The sequence below is a fragment of the Stenotrophomonas geniculata genome (assembly GCF_034508895.1).
In the GTDB taxonomy this organism is placed as follows: Bacteria; Pseudomonadota; Gammaproteobacteria; order Xanthomonadales; family Xanthomonadaceae; genus Stenotrophomonas; species Stenotrophomonas geniculata.
Genome location: NZ_CP140571.1, coordinates 977,837 through 995,334, shown reverse-complemented (window position 1 = coordinate 995,334; position 17,498 = coordinate 977,837). Strand labels below are relative to the sequence as shown.

Below are 17,498 nucleotides of genomic sequence, written 5' to 3'. Positions count from 1 at the left end.
CCGCGGTGGTGGACGTTCGAACCTAGTGAAGACTGGCGTGGAGACGTATGGGCAAACGACGAAAGCACCGTAGACAGTCGTGACGCTTCTGCACAAAGCAGAAGTAAATCAATCGATTGCTGCAAACAGTGGCCGTGCGGCGCAAGCAGATCAGAGGACCGTGCCCCTGATTGAACGCATCAAGGTCAATGTGGAAAGCGACAGTCTGCGCGGAGGCAGAAAAAAACCACGGCCCCGAAGGGCCGTGGTCGTCGAGCTTCAACAGCGTGGATGGATCAGAAGCGCTGCTGGTACTTCATGTACATGAAACGACCGATGTCGTAGCCACCGTAGTAGGAGAACGACGAGTTCGGCTTGCTGTACATCACCGGAGCTTCCTTGCCGAACACATTGTTCGCGCCCACCGAAACGGTGGCATCCCACGGCAGGTTGTAGCGGAACTGCACGTCGTGGAAGGTCACCGCGCCGCGCTCGTTGTAAGCGGTCGGCGACTTCAGCCACGGAGCCAGGAAGGTCGGATCGGAGCATTCGTCCGCATACCGCGAGGCGTTGAGGCAGCGCTCCTTCACACCGGAGTAGTAGCGTGCCGTCCAGCTGACGCCGAAGTCACCCACATCCCAGCCCAGCACCAGGTTCGAGCGCACGCGGAACGCAAGGCTGGTGGCGGTGCCGATGGTGTTTGCAACGCCGTTGATCGGCGTGATCGCATCACGGACATCGTTGGTGGAGCGGTAGACGTTCTTGCTCACATAGGTGCTGGTCCAGCCTGCGCTCAGCTTGCCGTAGCTGGTGTCGACGCGGTAGCTGACATCCAGGTCATAACCTTCAGTCTCCGCGAAACCGGCATTGCGGTTGCCGAACTTCAGGCCGGTGACGATGCCGTTGGACGGGTCGCGGGTGAAGCGGCTGCAGCGCGATTCGATGCCCTGCTCATAGCAGTCCTTCAGGATCTGGTTCGGGCTGTCACCGACGATGGTGTTGTCGATGCGGATCTTCCACCAGTCCAGCGCCACGTTGAGGTTGCTGACGAAGGTCGGGCTCCACACCAGGCCCAGCGTCTTGCTGGTCGAGGTTTCCGGAACCAGCAGTGGGTTGGAACCGGACACGAACGGCGTCGGGGTCGCATCCTGTGCCGTGGTTACCGGCGTGTTGCCCTGCTTCAGCTGGCGGAAGTTGGCGGCATCGGCGATGTCACGTGCGCAGCGCGAGCGGACTTCAGCACTGCCCTTGGCCGAGCCGAACACGGTGTCGCACGGGTCGCTGAACTGCGCGAAGGTTTCCGAACCGCCACCGTACAGATCGTTGATGGTCGGTGCGCGGAAGCCCTCGGCCCAGGTACCACGGACCAGCAGCTGGTCGATCGGCTTCCACTTGAAACCGAACTTGCTGTTGAGCGTGTTGCCGAAGGTGTTGTACTTGGAGTAGCGGGTGGCGGCACTGAAGCTCAGCTCACGCGCACCGGGCAGGTCGGCCAGCACCGGCACGCTGAGCTCCAGATAGGCTTCCTTCACGTTGTAGCTGCCACCGGTCGGGCCTGCGGCCAGGTTGGTGGTAGCGCCGGTCTGGGCCAGGGCATCGGGGGTGTAGCGGCCATCTTCCTTGCGGCTTTCCACGCCGAAAGCGAAGCCGAGGTCGCCGGCCGGCAGGGTCATGATGCTGCCGGACAGGTTGGCGAACGCGTTCTTGGTGGTGGTCCGGCCGGTGGTGTGCTCCGCCGGGAACAACCAGGCCATCAGTTCTTCATTGCCGGTCAGTCCGTTCGGATCGTTCTTGCCGTAGGGCACCAGCGGGTTCCACGGCGTGCAGCCGCTGATCACCGCGCCCGGACGGCCACACATCACCTTGCCGGTGGCCGGATCCAGGAACGACGGACCCACGGCGTCACGCACGCGCTTCTTGTGCAGGTTGCCGGTGGCGGTAGCGGTCAGCTCGTTGCGGTTGTACTGGTAGCCCACGTCCCAGTCGAAGTAGCGCTGGCCGATCTCGAAGCTGCCATCCAGCGACACTACCGCACGGTAGGTCTTCAGTTCGCTGGTGCTCACACGCGGGATTTCCCAGGTGCGGCGGTTCCAGGCCACGTCGGTTGGCTTGGCATAGCCGTGCTGGTTGCCGAACGGATTGAAGTAGCTGTCCTTGGACATCAAGCCGGTAGCGGTCGGGTCGCCCGAGATGGACACCGAGCTGGATTGCAGGGGGTAGCCTGCAATCTGGCGCTCGGCCGAACGCTTGTTGTAGCCGAATTCGGTGCGCAGGTTGACCTGGTCGGTGATCTTGAAGCGACCGTCGAAGTACACCGAGTCACGCTTGAGCGGATACATGACGTGCATCTGCTCGTTGGCGTTGCTGACATCGCCGGTGAACGGGGTCGCGTCGGTCAGGTGGTAGTTGGCCGGGTTGGTCGGATCAGCGCCGCGGTTGAGCGAGTAGCCGCAGCCGTCCTTGGTGTTGGTGCAGCCCGGGCCACCCTTGAGACCGGTGACCTGGCCCCACTGGCTCAGCGTGGTCCAGTTGGAGGCATCGTTCGGGTGGCGGTCGCTCACGCCGTACTTGCTGAACCAGCGGTCCTTGGCCCAGACGCTCTTTTCTTCGGAGTGCTCCAGTGCCAGGGTCAGCGACACGCGGTCATTGCTCCAGCCGCCGACCACGTCGAAGCGGTCACGCGCACCGTCGCCTTCGCTGTACTGGCCGTGGTAGACGTTGGCGGTCACGCCGTTGACGTTGGAACGGGTGATGATGTTGACCACGCCGGCCATCGCATCGGAACCGTAGATGGCCGAAGCGCCATCCTTCAGTACTTCAATGCGCTCCACCGCCGACACCGGCAGCGAGGACACGTCCTGCAGGCCCGAGGTGCTGATGCCCAGGCGCTTGCCGTTGACCAGCACCAGGGTGCGCTGCGCGCCCAGGTTGCGCATGTCGATGTAGGTGCCGCCGGTGTTTTCGCCCGAGCTCAGTGCGTTTGCGCGGCTGATCGCCGGGCTGCCCATCGCGGTGACGTTCTGCAGGATGTCGGCCACCGAGCTGAAGCCCTGGCGCTCGATGTCCAGCCGGCTCAGTGCCAAGACCGGCTGTGCGGTCTCCACGTCCACCTGGCGGATGCGCGAGCCAGTGATCTCGATGCGATCCAGGGTGGTCGGCGCGGCAGTGCTGCCACTCTGGGCGAACGCAGGCAGCGCGGCCAGCGTCGCAGTGGTTGCCAGGGCGTAGCGGATGGCCTGCCCCAGGGGGGTGGTGCGTGAAGTCATGACGAGCTCTCTCTCTCTCAGGTCGTGCAGGGACGCCAAAAGGGGCGTCGAAGAAATCGGCCGCCGATAAGCGGACCGATGACCCGATAGTAGTCTCGTTGGTTAATGCCATGTAAAGAGGGCGTGTCGATTTGTACCAAGCTTCATCGTCAGATTTCACGAAAGCTCAACAAAAGCAGTCGCTTAGCTGTAGCCCTGAATGCGCTCCCCCGACATGATCTGCTGCATCGCAGCAGGTCAACGGGGGGCGCATGCGCGAATCGTAACGGTGTGTGACCTTCTTCCCCTCGTGGGAAAGCGTGAGCCTCAGGCCACGAACGGCCGGAACTGGATGCCCAGCCCGGCGATGCCGTCGGTCTCGCCGATCAGATCGGCGCGCAGCAGCGGCCGGGCATCGATGAAGGCCTGCGGCACGATCAGCGACAGGCGGTTGTCGTCGGCGGTCAGTTCCAGCGCGGGCAGTGGATCGTCCTCATGGGCACGATTGAGCAGCACCGCCAGGCGCAGCAGGGCGGCCAGCCGGCGAGCGGTCAGCAACAGGCGCTCGGGCAGGGCGTCGAAGGCGGTCTTGGTTACGCTGCGGCGATGGCTGCGCACCAGCGCGGCCAGCATCTGCTGTTCCTGCCGCGAGAAGCCGGCGATATCCGAGTGTTCCAGTACGTAACTGCCATGCACGTGATAGCCGCTGTGCGCGATCATCAGGCCCAGCTCGTGCAGGCGTGCGGCCCAGCCGAGCATCCGCGCGTCGTCGGCATCGAGCCGCCAGCGTTCCTGCACCTGTTCCAGCAGTGACAGCGCGGTGTCCTGCACGCGATCGGCCTGCACGGTATCGATGCCGTAGCGCTGGCTGAGTGCGGACACCGATTCATCGCGCAGGTCGTTTTCGCCAGCGCGGCCGACGATGTCGTACAGGATGCCTTCGCGCATCGCCGCTTTGCTGACCAGCAGCTTCTGCAGGCCCAGTGCCTGGAAGGCGGCTTCCAGCACCAGGATTCCGCCGGCGATGATCGGGCGGCGGTCGCTGGACAGGCCCGGCAACTGGATGTCGTCGATCTTCTTGGCCTTCAGCAGTTCGTCGCGCAGCTGGGGCAGGGCCTCGGCGGTGATCGCGCCCTTGCTCAGCTTCATCGTGGCGCAGATCTCGCTGATCGCCTTGTGCGTGCCGGACGAGCCCAAGGCTTCCTGCCAGCCCAGCGCGCGGTACTTGCTGGCGAAGGGCTGGAACTCGCGGCCGATCTCGGCCAGCGCGTCCTTCCAGCGCTTCTTGCTCAGCTTGCCGCCGGGGAAGAAGCGCCGGGTGCTGGCGATGCAGCCGGCCTGCAGGCTTTCGCGCTCCAGGGTCTGCATGCCCATGCCGATGATGAATTCGGTGGAGCCGCCGCCGATGTCGATCACCAGCCGGCGCTGGCCGGGCTTGGGCGGTTGCGCGTGGGCCACGCCCAGGTAGATCAGTCGCGCTTCTTCGCGGCCGCTGACCACTTCGATGGCATGCCCGAGCGCGGTTTCGGCGGGAACCAGGAACGACTGCGGCGAGCGCAGCTGGCGCACGGTGTTGGTGGCCAGTGCACGTACCCGGTGCGGCGGCACGTTGCGGATGCGCTGGCCGAAGCGGGCCAGGCATTCCAGTGCGCGCTGCCGCGCAGCGGAGGAGAGCCCACCTTTGCCATCCAGGCCATCGGCCATGCGCACGGTCTCGCGCAGGCGGTCGATCACCCGCAGCTGGCCGAGCGTGTAGCGCGCGATGACCATGTGGAAACTATTGGAGCCAAGGTCGATGGCGGCCAGCAGGTCGCCATCCTGCAATGCGGGCGGAGTCGTGGTGGTATGCGGCATGGACGAATGTTAGCCGAAGGGGCGGTGTGCTCGTCACCGCGCGGCCTTCACATTTTGGAAGAGGGGAGTGCGGCAGGGCTGCGCCCTGCACCCGCAGAGGCAACGTCAACGTCAAAAGCGGGGTATCCGTGGGATGGCGGGGTGGGTGCGGTTGCGGGGGACGCCGTGAACCCATCCTTGGGGGCTTGGCCGCGGCATCCATGCCGCGGACACCCCCGCAACCGGACCCACCCCGCCTTCGACAGTTCCCTGCGATCTGCCGGGACAGCGTGCTGTGCGGCTGTTGGTGGGTGTCGACCTTGGTCGACACGGTAGATCCACGCCATGCGTGGATGAGTCCAAACGCGCCGACCTTGGTCGACACGTACCGGATCAGAGGCCCTGCATCAATGCCATCTGAGCAGAATGCGGGGCTTCGTCGTGCGCCGGGGCACGCTTGTGGTAGATGCCGTCGGCGTCCAGCTCCCAGGCGTTGAGGTTGTCGTCCAGGTAGTTCTGCAGGACTTCGCGGTAGACCCGCTTGGCCAGCTCCGGGTCGAGGATCGGGAAGCACGTCTCGACACGGCGTAGCAGGTTGCGTTCCAGCCAGTCGGCGCTGGCGCAGTACATCTCCGGTGCGCCGTCGTTGCCGAACCAGTAGACGCGGCTGTGCTCCAGGAAGCGGCCGACGATCGAGCGCACGCGGATGTTGTCCGAGATGCCCGGTACGCCCGGGCGCAGGGTGCAGGCGCCGCGGATGATCAGGTCGATCTGCACGCCGGCCTGCGAGGCGGCGTACAGCGCGCGCACCACCTGCGGTTCGTTCAGTGCGTTCATCTTGGCGATGATCCGCGCCGGGCGGCCGGCGGCGGCGATGCGCGTTTCGCGCTCGATGCGGCCGAGGATGCCGGTGTGCAGGGTGAAGGGCGACTGCAGCAGGCGCTTGAGCTTCATCTTCGAGGCCAGCCCGGACAGCTGCTGGAACAGCAGGTGCACGTCGTTGCCGATGTCCGCATCGGCAGTGATCAGGCTGATGTCGGTGTACGCGCGGGCGGTGCCGCTGTGGTAGTTGCCGGTGCCCAGGTGCACGTAGCGGCGCAGTTTGCGGCCCTCGCGGCGCACGATCAGCAGCATCTTTGCGTGGGTCTTGTAGCCGACCACGCCGTACACCACCTGCACGCCGGCTTCCTGCAGGCGATCGGCCAGGCCCAGGTTGGCCTCTTCGTCGAAACGTGCGCGCAGTTCAACCACCACGGTCACGTCCTTGCCGTTGCGCGCGGCCTGGATCAGCGCGTCGACGATCAGCGAATCCTTGCCGGTGCGGTACAGGGTCTGCTTGATCGCCAGTACGTTGGGGTCGATCGCCGCCTGCCGGATCAGGTCCAGCACTGCGGTGAAGGCATCGAACGGGTGGTGCAGCAGCAGGTCCTGGCGCGCCGCCGTCTCGAAGATGCCGTCGCTGTCGCGCAGCGTGCGCGGGGTCATCGGCGGGTACTTCAGGTCCGGCTGCGCGATCAGGTCGTACAGCTGGATGATGCGGTTGAGGTTGACCGGGCCGTCGATGCGGTACACCGCGTTCTCGGTCAGGCCGAAATTCTGCAGCAGGGTGCGCACGATGTCGCGTGGCATGTCCTGCGCGATTTCCAGGCGCACCGCCGGCCGGTAGCCGCGGTCGACCAGTTCGTCGCGCAGTGCCAGCGCCAGGTTCTCCACTTCCTCCTCGTCCACCACCAGCTCGGAGTTGCGGGTAACGCGGAACTGGTAGGCCCCCTGCACTTCCATGCCGGGGAACAGCTCATCGACGAAGGTGGACAGCACCGACGACAGGAACACGAAGTTCTGCGATCCGCCGAGCTTCTCCGGCAGCTGGATGATGCGCGGCAGCGAGCGCGGCGCACGCACGATGGCCAGATGGCCGGCGCGGCCGAACGCGTCGGTGCCCTTCAGCACCACCACGATGTTCAGCGACTTGTTGAGGATCTTCGGGAACGGATGCACCGGGTCCAGGCCCAGCGGCGACAGCACCGGCATGATCTCGTTGCGGAAGTAGGCGCGCAGCCAGCGCTTCTGGCGGTCGGTCCAGGAATGGCGGCCGAGCACGCCGATGCCGGCCTCCATCAGCGCCGGGCGCAGCGTCTCGTTCCAGCAGCGGTACTGCTGGTCCACCAGTTCCGCGGCGCGGTCGTGGATGGCATTGAGGATGGCCTGCGGGCTCATCCCGTCCGGCGCCGGCGGCAGGCCGAATTCCTGCGCGTGGCGCACGGCGGCGGCGCGGATCTCGAAGAACTCGTCCAGGTTGGTGCAGGAGATGCACATGAAGCGCAGCCGCTCCAGCAGCGGCACCTGCGGGTCCATCGCCTGGGCCAGCACGCGGAAATTGAAATCCAGCTGCGACAGTTCGCGGTTGATGTAGAGCGCCGGGTCACGCAGCGGATCGTTGTCCGGGCTCACGGGGAGGGGGAGGGATCCGAGGCTGCTCATGGCGTCATTCTTCGATGGAAGTCAGGGGGGCGGACTCGCGCGGGCGCACGTGGTCGGCATCGAAATGGCAGGAAAACACCGAGCCCTTGCCAACCTCGCTTTCAATCTCCAGCCGCGCATGGTGCAGGCCGAGGATGTGCTTGACGATGGACAGGCCCAGGCCGGTACCACCGCTTTCGCGGGAGCGGCTGCTGGAGACACGGTAGAAACGTTCGGTCAGGCGCGGCAGGTGGGTGGCCGGGATGCCGTAGCCGGAATCGCGCACTGCCAGCACGGCGCCGTCGCCTTCGCGGCGGAATTCCACGGCGATGCGGCCACCGGCCGGCGTATAGCGCACCGCGTTGGTGACCAGGTTGGAGAAGGCGCTGTGCAGTTCCTTGGTCGAGCCCTGCAGGTCAACGCCAGCCAGGTCGTCGATGCTGATCTGGTGGCGGCCCTGGCTGTGCGCTTCGGCTTCGCGGCGCAGGGTGGCCAGCATCGGCTGCATGGCCACGGTCTCTTCCTCGCTGTGTTCCTGCGACTCGAGGCGCGACAGCGTCAGCAGGTCTTCCACCAGCTGGGCCATGCGCTGGCTCTGCTTGCGCATTTCTTCCAGCATCGGACCGGTTCCCGGGAAATCCTCCGGGTCCATCATGTCCAGATAGCCGTGGACCACGGTGAGCGGCGTGCGCAGCTCGTGTGAAACGTTGGCGACGAAGTCGCGGCGCACCTGCTCCAGGCGCAGCAGCTTGCTGACATCGCGGGCGATCAGCAGCCAGTAATCGGAGGAATAGGGAATCAGGCGCAGGTTCAGGCGGATCGCCGGGTCGACCGGCGAGGGCACGTCGAGGATCGGCTCGGCATTGCGGCCACCAGCCAGCCAGTGCGCCAGCGGCATCGGTTGCAGGCGTTCGACCAGGGCCTCGCCGAGGTCACCCGGATGATGCAGGCCCAGCAGGGCGGTGGCCGCTTCGTTGAACCACTGCACACGCTGGCTGTTGCGGTCCAGCACCACCACGGCATCGGGCAGCGCGGCGGCGGCAGCGCGGTAGCTGCGCAGCATGTCCAGCAGGCGGCGCTTGCGCACGCGCATTTCCACCTGGTTGCGGTACAGCAGGCGGTCCAGCTCGTTCCAGACGCCGGTGCCTTCCTCGGCGGTGTCCCAGCGCTGGCGCGCGGTCAGCCGGCGCAGCACGCTGCGCAGGCGCCAGTAATGCCATGCCAGCGTGGCCAGTGCGCCCAGTGCGATGCACAACCACAGATGGCCCGTGAACCACCCCACCAATCCGGCGAACAGCAGTACCGCGGCAACGGTGGCCAGGGTCTTCAACCAGGCAGAGCGGATGTGGCGAGGCATTGCGATCTCGTCGTTGAGGTGCGGCGGTTCACTGGGGTGAACCGAGGGTTATAGCAGAGTTGCCGGCGCCGGCACCCGCGGGTGCGCGGCGCCGGCACGACGAGACTCAGGTAGCAGTGGAGAAGCGGTAGCCGGCGCCGCGCACGGTCTGCACCATGTTTTCGGCGTTGAACGGTTCCAGCGTCTTGCGCAGGCGGCGGATGTGCACGTCGATGGTGCGCTCCTCCACGTACACGCTGCCGCCCCAGACATGGTCCAGCAGCTGGGCGCGGGTGTAGACGCGCTCGGGGTGGGTCATGAAGAAGTGCAGCAGGCGGTATTCGGTGGGGCCGATCGGCACCGGCTGGTCGTTGGCGAACACGCGATGGGCGGCACCGTCGATGCGGATCGGGCCGACGGCCACGCTGCCGTCCTCGTCATCTTCGCGGGCGCGGCGCATCACCGCACGGATGCGGGCCAGCAGTTCGCGCGCCGAGAACGGCTTGACCACATAGTCGTCGACGCCAGCTTCAAGGCCACCGACGCGATCGTTCTCTTCGCCGCGGGCGGTCAGCATGATGATCGGCACTTCGCGGGTCAGGGTTTCCTTGCGCCAGCGACGGGCCAGGTCCAGGCCGCTGGTGCCGGGCAGCATCCAGTCCAGCAGGATCAGGTCGGGGACGCGATCGGCGATGGCGGTCTGGGCCTCACGGGCGTCGCCGGCGTGGACCGGTTCGTAATCGCCCTTGCGCAGGGCGAAGGCGACCATTTCACGGATCGCGGGCTCGTCATCGACGATCAGGATGCGTTTCTGCACGAGGACACCGTAGGGCTCGGTTACTGGAGTGGTGCCAGTAGACTACGGTTTGATGACATGTTTGTGACTGCCTGGCCGGAACCGGCCTGGATTGCCATCGGCCGGTCATGCAGCGCTCAGCGGCGGTCCAGATCCGGGTCCTGCACGCCCTGGCGGCGCAGCTCCAGCACGGTGGGGGTGATCGCCTCGATACGCGCATCCACCCGTGCCCGGCCGACATAGTCCAGCGCCGGATTGCGCTTGAGCGCCTGTAGCTGCATCAGCGACTGTTCCGGCCGGCCGCTGAGGAAGGCCGCCTCGGCGTAGGCCTCGCTGGCACGCACGCTGTCGCCGGCCAGTTCGCTGGCGCGGGCGTACCGCTGCTGGAAGACCGGATCGTTACCGCTTTGCGACAGCAGGGGCCGCAGCATGGCCTGCGCGCGCTGGCCGGCCTCGCGGCTGCCCTGTTCGTTCAGGATCTCGGCATAGGTCAGCGCCACCGGACGGCTGTTGGGGTGCTGGCGCAGCAGCTGCTCGAAGCGGCTGTTGGCCTGGGCGGTCTGGCCCGCACGCGATTCGGCCTCGCCCAGCCCCAGTGCCAGCCACAGATTGTCCGGGCGGGTCTGCAGCAGGCCTGCCAGGGTCTGCCGGGCCTGGGCGGCGCCGGCGCGACCGCTGCGCATCACCGCCAGCGCCTGGCCATAGCGCTGGGCATCGTTGAGGCCGTCCTTCTGGCGCTTGGCCAGATCGGCGTACTCGCGTTCCAGCTCGGGGGTGGAGTCCGCGCTGAGCACGCGCAGGCGCTCGCGCGCCCAGTCGAAGTCGCCACTGGCGCCGCGGCTGAGCTGGCCCATCGGGATGCGCAGCACGCTGCTGGGCAGCAGCGGGTTGTTTCCGCGCAACAGGGGTTCGGCCAGGCTGGGATCGGTCGGGTCCACGCGCTCCCTGCGCTCGCCACTGGGGGTGGTGGTGGTCAGCAGCACCGTGTCCTTCTTCATCTGCTCGGCGCGGGCCTTGGCCTCGCTGATGCGGGTGATGTTGACCGGGTGAGTGCGCAGGAATTCGGGCACGCTGTAGCCGCCCTCGTTGCCGCGCATCGCCGATGCCATCCGCTCGAAGAAGCCGGCCATGGCATCCACGTCGTAGCCACTGCGCGACAGGGTGCGGATGCCGAGGCGGTCGGCCTCGGACTCGTTGGAGCGGGTGTAGTTGATCTGCCGCTGCTGCATCAGGCCCATGCCGGAACTGATCGCGGCCATCGTCGCGTTGCCGGAGGAGGTGCTGTTGCTGGCCTGCGCGGCCACCACCGCCGCCAGCATGCCGAGCAGGATCGGGATCTGGTCGCGCTGGGCGCGCTCGACTCCGCGCAGCACGTGCTGCTGGGTGACGTGGGCGATTTCGTGCGACAGCACCGCGGCCACCTCGTCCTCGCGCTCGGCGGTCAGCACCAGGCCGGCATTGACCCCGATGTAGCCGCCCAGCGTGGCGAAGGCGTTGATCTGGCGGTCCTTCATCACGAAGAACGTGTACGGCTGGCGCGGCTGGTCGCTGTTGGAGCCGAGGCGGGTGCCCATGGTCTGCAGCCAGTCGTTGACCAGCGGGTCGTCCAGCAGGTAGCCGTAGTTGCGCAGCTCGCGCAGCATCATCGCGCCGTACTCGGCCTGGCGGGCCGGGGTCAGCAGCTCGCCGGCCGACGAGCCGATGTCGGGCAGCTTCTCCTGGGCCAGGGCCAGCGGCGTGGCCAGGGCCAGGGTGACGGCGGTAGTCAGCAGCAGGGCTCGCAAGCAGGAGGTCCTCGGGCGGGGCGCGCCCAGCGTGGCAGGGCAGGGGGCAACCATTCGTTAATCCACAGTGTTGCGGCCGTGGCGTGGAATTTCCAGCGCACCGGTACCATATGTAGACCGTCGATCCATCGTGGAGTTTCCCGTGACAGCCCAGACCGCCGGCGGTGCCCCCGCCATCACCATCTATTCCACCGCCGTCTGCCCGTACTGCGTGGCCGCCAAGAACTTCCTGAAGAGCAAGGGCCAGCAGTGGACCGAGGTCCGCATCGACCTGGACCCGGTCGAGCGCGAGAAGATGATGGCCAAGACCCGCCGTACCAGCGTGCCGCAGATCTTCGTCGGCGACGTCCATGTGGGCGGCTACGACGACATGATGGCCCTGCACCGTGAAGGCAAGCTCGAGCCGCTGCTGGCCGGGCAGGGCCAGGCATGAGCGCGGCCGACGACGGCAGCAAGGACCGCATCGCCGAGTTCACCGAGTTCCGCAAGCGCATGAACGAGCGCATCCTGGGCGAGCCGAACCAGGTGGTGCGGCGCTTCTTCGCGCTGGACACGCAGACCTACCAGGCCGGTGCGCTGGACGTGAAGACCAAGGAACTGCTGGGCCTGGTGGCCTCGATGGTGCTGCGCTGCGACGACTGCATCAGCTACCACGTGGCCCAGTGCAAGGACGCCGGGGTGACCCGTGAAGAGTTCTTCGAGACCTTCTCGGTCGGCCTGGTGGTGGGCGGCTCGATCGTGATCCCGCACCTGCGCCGCGCGGTCGACTTCCTCGACCAGCTCGAAGGCGGCGCCGCCGCCCCGGCAGCGCACGAGCACTGAGTGCTCCGGAAGTGCCGGCCGCTGGCCGGCATTTCCTGAACCCCACATGGCCGAGGTTGCCGGCCTGCGGCCGGCACTACCGGACCTGCAAGGGGGCCTTCCCCGCAATCCAACAGTCCAGGAGCCCCCTTGTTGTTCAAGGGGGCGCGCCGACAGGCGCGGGGATAAGGTGGAATGCGCGGGCAATTCTGCCTGAGCCGGGCACTGGGACCATGGTCTATTTGGGACCTCGGCCCCGGCTCAGGCATAATTGCCGGTGAAACTTCCTTTGCGCCGGCGTTTCCGGGCACGTCCGGACGGCGTTTTTCCCCCTGTTCGGAACATCGATCAATGACGCAGAAAATTACGGTCATCCGCGGCGACGGCATTGGCCCGGAAATTATGGACGCCACCCTGTTCGTGCTCGACCAGCTCAAGACTGGCCTGGAGTACGAAGACGCCGACGCCGGCCTGGTGGCCCTGGAAAAGCACGGCGACCTGATGCCGGCGGTGACCCTGGAATCGATCGCGCGCAACAAGGTCGCGCTGAAGAGCCCGCTGACCACCCCGGTCGGTGGTGGCTTCACCTCGATCAACGTCAGCCTGCGCCGTCACTTCGACCTGTACGCCAACGTGCGTCCGGCCCACACCTTCCCGAACACCAAGTCGCGTTTCGACAACGTCGACCTGATCACCGTTCGTGAGAACACCGAAGGTGCGTACCTGGCCGAAGGCCAGGAAGTGTCGGCCGACGGCGAGACCGCCTTCTCCGGCACCCGCATCACCCGCAAGGGCTCCGAGCGCATCGTGCGCTATGCCTTCGAGCTGGCCAAGAGCACCGGCCGCAAGAAGGTCACCGCCGTGCACAAGGCCAACATCATCAAGTCGACCTCGGGCCTGTTCCTGAATGTCGCCCGTGAAGTGGCCGCGCAGTACCCGGACATCGAATTCCAGGAAATGATCGTCGACAACTGCTGCATGCAGCTGGTGATGCGTCCGGAACAGTTCGACGTGATCGTCACCACCAACCTGTTCGGCGACATCATCTCCGACCTGTGCGCCGGCCTCGTCGGCGGCCTGGGCCTGGCCCCGGGTGCCAACATCGGCAAGGACGCGGCGATCTTCGAAGCCGTGCACGGCACCGCGCCGGACATCGCTGGCCAGGGCAAGGCCAATCCGTGTGCGCTGCTGCTGGCAGCCGCGCAGATGCTGGACCACGTCGGCCAGCCGGAAAACGCCGCGCGCCTGCGCAAGGCCATTGTGGCGACCATGGAAGCCAAGGACTCGCTGACCGGCGACCTGGGCGGCACCGGCACCACCATGAGCTTCGCCAAGGCCATTGCCAGCCGCCTGTAAGCGGCCGGTCGGCCTCGGTTGGATCCCCCAGCGGGGCGCCTTCGGGCGCCCCGTTGCGTTTTCCGGTAGATCCACGCCATGCGTGGATGACGGAATGATCGGTTGTGCGGTTTTCGCACAGATCATGTGCCCCCGCACGGCTGGTTCGTGCGCCAATCGCTCCGCATCCTGTGCCCCACACCCGCCGCACAGGAGCCCTCCCATGAACCTCACCGCCTTCGGCCTGGCCAGCCTGATCGGCATGGCCGCCACCGCCCCGGTCGCTGCCGCCGAACCGTCCCATCCCACCATCCGCCACATGGCCGGCGCGCCGGTCGCGGCCTCGCTGGATGCAGCGAAGACCGCCGTGCTGGTGATCGACTTCCAGAACGAATACTTCGATGCCAGCGCCGCGCCCGGCTTTGCTGGTGGCCGCATGGTCATTCCCGATGGCGTGGCCGCACTGCGCCAGGCGAGGCGGGTGGTCGAGTTCGCCGATACTCACGGCATCCGCGTGATCCACGTGCAGCATGTGTTGCCGGCCGGTGCACCGCTGTTCGCGCAGGGCAGCGTCAATGCCGCCTTCCATCGCGACCTGCAGCCGCGCAAGGGTGAGATCGTGGTGCAGAAGGACAATGTCAGCGTGTTCGCTGGCAACTCGGCCGCGATGCTCGACACGGTGCTGAAGGATGCCGGCATCGACACCCTGATCGTCACCGGCCTGCAGACCCATGCCTGTGTGGCCGGTGCTGCGCGCGACGCGGCGGCGGCACCGCGCGGCTACCGGGTGATCGTATCGTCCGATGCCAGCGCCAGCCGCGACCTGGACCTGGCCAGTGGCCAGCGCATCGATCATCGCGCGCTGCATGACGCCTCGCTGGCGCAGATCGAAGACGCCTTCGGTGATGTCATGAACACCGACGCGATCCTGGCGCTGCCGGTGCGCAAGGCCGGCGACGGCGCTTGATAAGCTGGTGGGGCCCGCATGCCGTGGGCCCCGTCACCTGGAGTTGCTCGCCGATGGATCACTTCGCCGCCCTGCGTGCGCTGCGCGCCATCGTCGACGCAGGCAGCTTCACTGCTGCTGCCGAGCGCCTGGGGACCACCCACTCGGCGATGTCACGGCAACTGCGGCAGCTGGAAGAGCATCTGCAGGTGCGACTGCTCGATCGCAACAGCCGCCGGCTGTCACTGACCGAAGCCGGTCGCGACTACTACCGCGAGGCGGCAGCGCTGCTGGATCGCCTGCAGGAAGCGGATGATCGCGTGCGTGCCGGGCAAGCGCAGCCCGGTGGCATCGTACGCATCAGCGTGCCGCAGGTCGTGGCCAGCCAGGAGTTGCCGCATTGGCTGCCGTCGTTCCTGCAGCGCTACCCGCAGGTCTCGCTGGACCTGTCGGCCGATGATCAACTGGTCGACGTGGTGGGGGGCGGTTTCGACCTGGCTCTTCGCATCGCGCCCTCGTTGCCGGACAGCCAGCTGGTCGCGCGCGAACTGGCCAGGTGCCCGCGCATCCTGGTCGCTGCACCGCCCTATCTGGCGCATCATGGTCTGCCGCGTCAGGCATCGGATCTGGCGCAGCACACGCTGCTGGGCTTCAGTCCCACGCCGTCAATGCCGCCCTGGCAGTTGCAGGGGCCGCGCGGTGCCAGCGTGAGCATCGAGGCCGGGCAACGCCTGCGCGTGGATGCCACGCCCGCGCTGTATGCCGCGGCGTTGGCCGGAATGGGCATCAGCCTGTTCACCGCACTGACCGTACAGGAGGACCTGCGCGCCGGTCGTCTGATCCGCGTGTTGCCGGCCTGGCATGCCGGGCAGCGCCGCTACTTCGCGCTGTATCCGCATGCACGTGCGCTGGCGCCGAAAGTGCGTGCGCTGGTCGAGCACCTTGCGGCGCACTACGCTGCGCAGGTGGGCGCGGCAGGGTAGTCGCGCGGCTGCAACCGAGGTGGTGATGGAGTCGGTGTATCTGCTGGTCGCGCTGGGCGCGATCGTCGCCGGATTCGTGCAGGGCCTGTCCGGCTTCGCCTTTGGCATGGTGGCGATGTCGTTCTGGGCATGGGGACTGGAGCCGCGGCTAGCGGCGACGCTGTCGGTGTTTGGTGCGCTGGTCGGTCAGCTGGTGGCTGTGTTCACCGTGCGCCGTGGCTTCAACCTGCGCCTGTTGCTGCCCTTCGTCTTGGGCGGGCTGGCCGGCATTCCGCTGGGCGTGATGGTGCTGCCGCAGCTGGACATGGACTGGTTCAAGGCGCTGCTGGGCGGCTTCCTGGCGCTGTGGTGCCCGGTGATGCTGATGGCGCGCTCGTTGCCTCCGGTCCGCGTCGGCGGCCGTATCGGTGATGCGATTGCTGGCATGGCCGGTGGCGTGCTCAGTGGCATTGGCGGCTTTGCCGGGCCGGTGCCGACGTTGTGGAGCACCCTGCGAGGCTTCGGCAAGGACGAACAGCGCGCGGTCATCCAGAACTTCAACCTGGCGATGCTGGCGGTGACCATGGCCACCTATGTCGGCAGCGGCCTGGTCAGCCGGCAGATGCTGCCGTATTTCGCCATCGTGGCACCGGCCATACTGGTGCCGACCCTGCTGGGTGCAAGGGTCTACATCGGCATCAGCGAGGCGCGCTTCCGGCAGCTCGTGCTGGGCCTGCTGACCGCGTCAGGCATCGCGTTGCTGGCATCGTCGCTGCCGGTGCTGCTGGCGCGCTGAGGGAGGAACGACAAAGGGCGCCACGAAGGGCGCCCTTTGTCGTCTATTGCATGTTGCGGCTCAGCGCTGCTGGATTTTCGACAGCAGGCGCAGGAATTCAACGTACAGCCAGACCAGGGTCACCATCAGGCCGAATGCGCCATACCACTCCATGTACTTCGGTGCACGCTGGGCGACACCGGTCTCGATGAAGTCGAAGTCCAGCACCAGATTCAGCGCGGCCACGACCACCACGAACAGGCTGAAGGCGATGCCCAGCCAGCTGGAGTCATGGATCACCGGCACGTTGATGTTGAAGAAGCCGAGCACGAACGATGCCAGGTAGAGCAGGGCGATGCCGCCAGTGGCCGCGACCACGCCCATCTTGAAGTTCTCGGTGGCCTTGATCAGGCCGCTGCGGTACGCGAACAGCAGCGCGAACAGAGTGCCGAAGGTCAGCAGCACGGCCTGGAACACGATGCCCGGGAACTTGGCGTTGAACACGGCCGAGATGGCGCCGAGGAACAGGCCTTCCACCAGCGCGTACATCGGCGCGGTGACCGGCGACCATTCCTTCTTGAAGACGGTGATCAGCGCCAGCACCAGGCCGCCGATGGCGCCGCCCATGGCATACAGCCTGGCACCGGGCAAAACCTGACCGTAGTCGTCGATGGTCTGGTTCCAGGCGAAAGCGGCCGTCAGCACGGTCAACAGCAGCAGGAAACCGGTCTTGTTGACGGTGCCGTTGAGGGTCATTGCCTGGTCGGGGCTGGTCACCACCGAGCCGCTGGCGAGGTCGAGGAAGGTGGACTCGGAAAGAGCCGGGTTGCCGCTGCGCATGCGCGTTCTCCGTGCGAATGAGGGTCTGGACGGCCATCCGGCCGATGGGCGTGAGCATAGCCGATGACTGCTTTCGGCGTTGTGGCAGGCGCCGGATCTGCACATCCTGCGTTGACAGTTCCCAATGCGCTTGGCGACAATGACCAGCTCCCCGGGCATGGCCCGAGGGGATTGCAAGACCGGGGTATAGCGCAGTCTGGTAGCGCGCCTGCTTTGGGAGCAGGATGTCGGGGGTTCGAATCCCTCTACCCCGACCAATCCCACATCACGTCGGATTGGACACCGTTCCGGTTCGGGCGCCCGTAGCTCAACTGGATAGAGCACCGGCCTTCTAAGCCGGCGGTTACAGGTTCGATTCCTGTCGGGCGCGCCATTGGAATCAATGGTTTATGAACTCACGCCCGCG

At 66.5% G+C, this 17,498-nt stretch carries 13 protein-coding genes and 2 tRNA genes; 8 read left to right on the top strand and 7 right to left on the bottom strand.

The annotated features are described in order from the left end of the window. Positions 1-275: 275 nt before the first annotated feature. From RI032_RS04770 to RI032_RS04745, 6 genes are all read right to left on the bottom strand, one after another. Positions 276-3,245 carry a TonB-dependent receptor domain-containing protein gene (locus RI032_RS04770; protein ID WP_043401353.1) on the bottom strand — a complete coding sequence of 990 codons (2,970 nt, stop codon included), beginning with the start codon at positions 3,243-3,245 and terminating at the stop codon, positions 276-278. A 306-nt stretch (positions 3,246-3,551) separates the two neighbouring features. Then, positions 3,552-5,078 (bottom strand): exopolyphosphatase, encoded by a 1,527-nt coding sequence (ppx, locus tag RI032_RS04765; RefSeq protein ID WP_010483920.1) that lies wholly within the window; start codon positions 5,076-5,078, stop codon positions 3,552-3,554. Between the two features lie 372 nt (positions 5,079-5,450). Next, on the bottom strand, positions 5,451-7,538 hold the full coding sequence (ppk1, locus tag RI032_RS04760; RefSeq protein WP_019337026.1) for a polyphosphate kinase 1: 2,088 nt from the start codon (positions 7,536-7,538) through the stop codon (positions 5,451-5,453). A gap of 4 nt (positions 7,539-7,542) precedes the next feature. Further along, on the bottom strand, positions 7,543-8,874 hold the full coding sequence (gene phoR, locus RI032_RS04755) for a phosphate regulon sensor histidine kinase PhoR (protein WP_005415460.1): 1,332 nt from the start codon (positions 8,872-8,874) through the stop codon (positions 7,543-7,545). Positions 8,875-8,980: 106 nt separating this feature from the next. Further along, positions 8,981-9,670: a phosphate regulon transcriptional regulator PhoB gene (phoB, locus tag RI032_RS04750; RefSeq protein ID WP_005408258.1), complete on the bottom strand. Its 690-nt coding sequence runs from the start codon at positions 9,668-9,670 to the stop codon at positions 8,981-8,983. 116 nt (positions 9,671-9,786) lie between these two features. After that, on the bottom strand, positions 9,787-11,433 hold the full coding sequence (locus RI032_RS04745) for a M48 family metalloprotease (RefSeq protein WP_486679300.1): 1,647 nt from the start codon (positions 11,431-11,433) through the stop codon (positions 9,787-9,789). A gap of 142 nt (positions 11,434-11,575) precedes the next feature. Here RI032_RS04745 and grxC point away from each other — a divergent pair, with 142 nt between their 5' ends. From grxC to RI032_RS04715, 6 genes are all read left to right on the top strand, one after another. Further along, positions 11,576-11,866 (top strand): glutaredoxin 3, encoded by a 291-nt coding sequence (gene grxC / locus RI032_RS04740; protein ID WP_010483913.1) that lies wholly within the window; start codon positions 11,576-11,578, stop codon positions 11,864-11,866. Then, positions 11,863-12,255, top strand: coding sequence for a carboxymuconolactone decarboxylase family protein (locus RI032_RS04735; protein WP_004154542.1), 393 nt, complete (start codon positions 11,863-11,865; stop codon positions 12,253-12,255). Before grxC ends, RI032_RS04735 begins: the two co-directional genes overlap by 4 nt. Before the next feature lie 330 nt (positions 12,256-12,585). Further along, positions 12,586-13,590, top strand: coding sequence for an isocitrate dehydrogenase (locus RI032_RS04730; protein WP_049412684.1), 1,005 nt, complete (start codon positions 12,586-12,588; stop codon positions 13,588-13,590). Between the two features lie 202 nt (positions 13,591-13,792). Next, positions 13,793-14,536 carry a cysteine hydrolase family protein gene (locus RI032_RS04725; RefSeq protein ID WP_057503722.1) on the top strand — a complete coding sequence of 248 codons (744 nt, stop codon included), beginning with the start codon at positions 13,793-13,795 and terminating at the stop codon, positions 14,534-14,536. A gap of 53 nt (positions 14,537-14,589) precedes the next feature. Next, positions 14,590-15,498: a LysR family transcriptional regulator gene (locus RI032_RS04720; protein ID WP_322547932.1), complete on the top strand. Its 909-nt coding sequence runs from the start codon at positions 14,590-14,592 to the stop codon at positions 15,496-15,498. A gap of 25 nt (positions 15,499-15,523) precedes the next feature. Then, complete coding sequence (locus RI032_RS04715) at positions 15,524-16,273, top strand: sulfite exporter TauE/SafE family protein (protein ID WP_322547931.1); 750 nt, start codon at positions 15,524-15,526, stop codon at positions 16,271-16,273. A 60-nt stretch (positions 16,274-16,333) separates the two neighbouring features. Here RI032_RS04715 and RI032_RS04710 read toward each other — a convergent pair whose 3' ends face one another. Then, positions 16,334-17,092: a Bax inhibitor-1/YccA family protein gene (locus tag RI032_RS04710; protein WP_019336559.1), complete on the bottom strand. Its 759-nt coding sequence runs from the start codon at positions 17,090-17,092 to the stop codon at positions 16,334-16,336. A 180-nt stretch (positions 17,093-17,272) separates the two neighbouring features. Here RI032_RS04710 and RI032_RS04705 point away from each other — a divergent pair. Beyond that, positions 17,273-17,349: transfer RNA gene (locus RI032_RS04705), tRNA-Pro, on the top strand. A gap of 39 nt (positions 17,350-17,388) precedes the next feature. Continuing rightward, positions 17,389-17,465: transfer RNA gene (locus tag RI032_RS04700), tRNA-Arg, on the top strand. Positions 17,466-17,498 lie beyond the last annotated feature (33 nt).